The 5,106-nt window shown below is 49.8% G+C and carries 5 protein-coding genes; all 5 read left to right on the top strand.

Annotated features, from left to right (window positions below; translation table 11 throughout):
* A partial coding sequence (gene priA, locus ACJMLT_RS06655) for a replication restart helicase PriA (RefSeq protein ID WP_405728406.1) occupies nucleotides 1–1,998 on the top strand: 1,998 nt, incomplete at its 5' end.
* A 288-nt stretch (nucleotides 1,999–2,286) separates the two neighbouring features.
* A complete protein-coding gene (gene def, locus ACJMLT_RS06650; protein WP_405728403.1) occupies nucleotides 2,287–2,736 on the top strand; it encodes a peptide deformylase in 450 nt (149 codons plus the stop codon).
* A 12-nt stretch (nucleotides 2,737–2,748) separates the two neighbouring features.
* Entirely contained in the window at nucleotides 2,749–3,678 is a 930-nt protein-coding gene (fmt, locus tag ACJMLT_RS06645; protein ID WP_405728400.1) for a methionyl-tRNA formyltransferase, read from the top strand.
* Nucleotides 3,679–3,695: 17 nt separating this feature from the next.
* The gene (locus tag ACJMLT_RS06640; RefSeq protein WP_405728398.1) at nucleotides 3,696–4,418 is read left to right on the top strand and encodes a zinc metallopeptidase; all 723 of its coding nucleotides are present in this window, start codon (nucleotides 3,696–3,698) and stop codon (nucleotides 4,416–4,418) included.
* Nucleotides 4,419–4,585: 167 nt separating this feature from the next.
* Nucleotides 4,586–5,106: transcription antitermination factor NusB (locus ACJMLT_RS06635; protein WP_405728395.1), on the top strand; the 521-nt coding region annotated here is incomplete at its 3' end.

The raw sequence follows: 5,106 nt of genomic DNA, 5'->3' as shown, positions 1-5,106 counted from the left end.
ATCCAGATGGAATTCGGCGGAAAGGTTCTGGATTTTCTTCGCAAAATGGAGGAAAAAGGTCTGCTGGAATTGAAACAGCAGCTGCGCCGCAGTGAATATAAAAAAGAAAAACGGCTCCTATCTCTGGATCTGGAGCATCCTATGCTGGAGGCTGTATGGCAGAAGGCGGAACGGGATAAACGTCTGGAGGGGCAGAGGCTGATTCTGGAATATCTCAGAAACGGCGAAGAAGTGACAGCAGAAGAACTGAAGGAAAGATGCGGCATCACGGATTCGCCCATCAGAACATTGCTGGGCAAAGGTGTTCTGAAAGAAAGAAAAGAAACAGAACTGCGCAATGTGTTCGATGCAGAGGATTTTGAAAGAACAAAGGCCTTCCTGCCTACGAAAGAACAGGCTGCGGCCTTGGCGGCGCTTCGTGGAGAAATGGAAAAAGCGGAGAAGAAATCTGTTCTCCTCCATGGGGTGACGGGCAGCGGTAAAACAGAGATCTATATGCAGCTGATTTCCGATGTGATCGAAAAAGGGCAGCAGGCCATTGTGCTTGTGCCGGAAATCGCCCTGACACCCCTCATTCTGGAACGGTTCATTTCTCGTTTCGGGGAGAAGGTCAGCGTGACCCACAGCCGCCTTTCCATGGGAGAGCGGGTAGACCAGTGGAAAAAGGCCAGAGATGGAGAAATTTCTGTCATCATTGGCCCTCGTTCGGCTTTGTTCATGCCTTTTCGAAATGTAGGCGTCATCATCATGGATGAAGCCCATGAAAACAGTTATGTTTCCGATATCACGCCGAAATATGACACGAAGGACGTTGCGGCGGCAGCGGCGAAAAAATATAATGCCCTGTTTCTGATGGGGACGGCGACCCCCGATCTGGTCAGCTATCACAGAGCGAAAGAGGGAGAATACCTCCTTCTGGAATTGAAAGAACGGACAGGCGGCGGCACATTACCGCAGGTTTTTGTAACGGATATGCGAAAGGAACTGGCGGAAGGCAACCGCTCCGCTTTCAGCAGGGAACTGCAGGAGGCCATTGGGGAAAACCTGCGAAAAGGAGAGCAGACCATGCTGTTTCTGAACCGCAGGGGGTATGCCACCTTTGTTTCCTGCCGTGGCTGCGGTCATGTGATGTCCTGCCCGGAATGTGATATTACCTACACATATCACCAGAAGGAACATGCGCTGGTCTGCCATTACTGCGGCAGAAGGGCAGACATTCCCCGGACCTGTCCTGCATGTGGTTCCAAGTATATCCGCTATTTTGGGACAGGCACCCAGAAAATTGAGGAAGAGGCAAAGAGACTCTTTCCCGCAGCCCGCATCCTGCGCATGGATCTGGATACGACTATGACAAAGCACAGCCATGAAGAAATATTGGAGACCTTTGGCAAGGGGGAAGCCGATATCCTCATCGGCACCCAGATGATTGCCAAAGGCCATGATTACCCCAATGTCAGTCTGGTGGGCATTATGGCGGCGGATCTGTCTTTGAACATAGACAGCTATACCGCGGCGGAAACAGCCTTTCGGCTGATGACCCAGGCGGCAGGCCGTGCCGGCAGAAGGGATGACAGAGGCCGTGTGTTTATCCAGACCTATCAGCCGGAACATTATGCGGTGCAACATGCGGCAAAGCAGGACTATCAGGGGTTTTTTGCGGAAGAAATGCTGATGCGGCAGATGATGGGGCATCCTCCCTTTTCCTCTTTTTTCAGCATCCTTGTGACAGGAGAGGATCAGACGGAAGCGGAATTTTCTGCCCGGAAACTGGCGGCGGAAATTGCGAAGACAGACGGGGAAGGCATTGCGATGATCTTAGGCCCTGTGGCGGCGGCATTACCCAGATTCCGCGGGGAATACCGTTATCAGCTGATCGTGAAGGCAAGTGAGGAAGAAGCCCTGCGGGAACTGGTGCTGCCTGTGGTGGAAAAACTGAAAAAAGACAGGAAATCCAATGTAAAATACCAACTGGCGCTGAATCCGACGAATATTGTATAAGGGCGGCGAGGCCGCCTTCGTCAAAATCAGGATTTTGACGAGCGAGACAGAAGAATAAACAGATGCGTGCCTGTAAAACAGGCGACGTCCTGTTTTCCTCGGCGAAAAGCGCGGTTTCCGCCTGCGGATTCCATTCGGGAAACTTCTTTGTTTCCCGAGCTCTTCAGCGGCATTGTATAAACATGGAAAATGTGATATAATTTTATATTGTATTTTAAGAGATATTTAAGAAAAAATTTTGAACTTGTTCACTTTTTGGAGATAGTATCATAACAGGAGGAATAGAGTATGGCAATTCGTACCATTCGTATCAGCACAGACGAAGTGCTGAGAAAAAAATGTAAAGAAGTAAAAGAAATCACACCCAACCTGCTGACACTGCTGGACGACATGGCAGATACCATGTATGATGCCAACGGCGTTGGTCTGGCTGCTCCTCAGGTGGGTATCCTGAAAAGAGTGGTTGTCATCGATATCGGCGAAGGTCTGGTAGAACTGATCAACCCTGTGATCCTGGAAACAAGCGGTTCTCAGATCGACGACGAAGGCTGCCTGAGTGTTCCCGGCAAATATGCCCCCGTGGAAAGACCCAACTATGTAAAAGTAAAAGCTATGGACAGAGACGGCAACGAATTTATCATCGAAGGGGAAGAACTGATGGCCCGTGCCCTGTGCCATGAAATCGACCATCTGGATGGGATCCTTTACATCGATAAGGCTCTGCCTGTAGAAGAATAAGGAGGAAGCCAAATGAAAGTGATTTTTATGGGTACACCCGATTTTGCGGTGTATTCTCTGAAAGCGCTGCTGACAAAGCATGAAGTAGTAGCCGTTGTAACACAGCCCGACAAACCCAAGGGCAGAGGTAAAAAAATGCAGTTCACTCCTGTAAAGGAACTGGCACTGGAACACGGGATCGAAGTGCTGCAGCCCATCAAGGTGAGAGAACCCGAAGTGATCGAACAGCTGCGCAGCTATGGTGCAGACCTGATTGCGGTAACAGCGTTTGGTCAGCTGCTGCCGGAAGATATCCTGAATATGCCGAAATATGGCTGTATCAACGTACATGGCTCTCTGCTGCCCGAATACAGAGGTGCAGCACCTATGCAGCGTGCAATCATTGACGGTAAAAAAGTGACAGGTATCACAACCATGTTTATGGCAAAAGGTATGGATACAGGTGATATGCTGCTGAAAAGAGAAGTAGAGATCCTGCCTACAGATAACTTCGAAGATCTGCATGATAAAATGGCGGTGGCCGGTGCGGAACTGCTGCTGGAAACCATTGATGGTCTGGAAGCGGGTACCATCGAACGCATCCCTCAGGATGATGCGCTGGCGACCCATGCACCCATGCTGTTCAAAGAAACAGGTCATATCGACTGGACAATGAAAGGCCAGAAGATCATCGACCTGATGAGGGGGATGTATCCCGGCCATGGCGCATACGCTGTATTTGAAGAAGAACCTCTGAAAATGTTCTGGGCAGAAAAAGAAGATAAAGACTATCCTGCAGCTGCATACGGGGAAATCGTGGAAGTAACAAAGAAGGACTTCGCGGTAAAATGCGGCGACGGCATCCTGCGTATCAAGGAAGTGCAGGCCCGCGGCGGGAAGAAAATGGCGGCTGATGCATATCTGCGCGGCCATGCCATGGAAACGGGCGTCCTGTTAAAATAAGATAGGAGGAACCAACTATGTATTATGGTTATGGTTATGGATACGGCATGGATCCCTGGTATTTTCTGGTGATCCTTGCGTTCATCTTCTCTATGGTGGCGCAGACAAAAGTATCCAGCACGTTCAATAAATATTCCAGAATAAGAAACAGAGCAGGTTTTACCGGCGCGCAGGTGGCAACACAGATGCTGCAGAATGCAGGCATCTATGATGTCAGCGTACAGCGTGTGGCAGGCAACCTGACAGACCATTACGATCCAAGAACAAAGACACTGAGGCTGTCTCAGAGTGTGTATGACAGCACATCTGTAGCGGCGCTGGGCGTTGCGGCCCATGAAACAGGCCATGCTATCCAGCATGATGTGGGCTATGCACCTCTGGCACTGAGAAGTATGCTGGTACCTCTGGCAAACTTCGGTTCCAGACTGGCTATGCCTTTGATCATTATTGGTTTTCTGATTACATCCATGGTTGGCTTTGGCGGAAGCACACTGATCACACTGGGTATTCTGTTTTTCTCCCTGTCTGTGGCATTTACAGTGATCACACTGCCTGTGGAATTCAATGCATCCCACAGAGCCATTGACAGACTGGTGGATGAAGGTTTTCTGGCCAGTGATGAGATCGGCGGTGCAAAGAAGGTGCTGAGTGCGGCGGCAATGACTTATGTTGCGGCGGCTTTTGCAGCGATTGCGCAGCTGCTTCGACTGATCGCGATTTTCGGCAGAAGAGACGACTAAAAAGAAAGGCTGACTCTCGAAAGAGGGTTAGCCTTTTCGTGCGTTTATGGAAAGAGGAAAAGTGGGGCGTTTTTTGTTGAAAAACGGGTGAAATCCTTGAAGAATGCAGTCTTTTGTCTTATAATATTATGTTGAGAAAGAATGACTTAAATGGAAGGAATGGAAATATGATCCAGATCAATCCCAGAGAAATTGCGGCAGAAGCCCTCATGGAGATCATGACGGAAGAAGCCTATAATAATATGACTTTGCGGCGCCTGCTGCGCCAGAACGGCGCCATGCCCCGACAGGACAGGGCTTTCGTGACGGAAGTGGTGAATGGTACCCTCCGAAACCTCATCTATATCGACCATGTGCTGAATACCTTTTCCAAAACAAAGACGGAAAAAATGAAACCCTGGCTGCTGGCAGTGATGCGTTCTGCGGTGTATCAGATGTACTTCATGGATGTGCCCGATTCTGCAGCCTGCAACGAAGCGGTAAAACTGGCAGGGGTCAGAGGGTATGCTTCCCTGAAAGGTTTTGTGAACGGCGTGCTGCGTACAGCTGCGAAGAAGAAAACGGAAGTGTCTATGCCTGAAAAAGGCACGGCGGAATATCTTTCTGTGGCCTATTCTCATCCCCTGTGGCTGGTGCGCATGTGGGTGGCTTATTACGGCTATGAAGATGCGGAAAAGATCTGCCTGTT

This window comes from Anaerotignum sp., assembly GCF_045122575.1.
GTDB lineage: Bacteria > Bacillota > Clostridia > Lachnospirales > Anaerotignaceae > Anaerotignum_A.
This window is presented reverse-complemented; position numbering and strand designations above follow the sequence as displayed.

Coding starts and splice junctions, on each gene's coding strand:
- ACJMLT_RS06640 (WP_405728398.1), top strand. CDS start 3,696: ATGTATTATGGTTATGGTTATGGATACGGCATGGATCCCTGGTATTTT.
- fmt (WP_405728400.1), top strand. CDS start 2,749: ATGAAAGTGATTTTTATGGGTACACCCGATTTTGCGGTGTATTCTCTG.
- def (WP_405728403.1), top strand. CDS start 2,287: ATGGCAATTCGTACCATTCGTATCAGCACAGACGAAGTGCTGAGAAAA.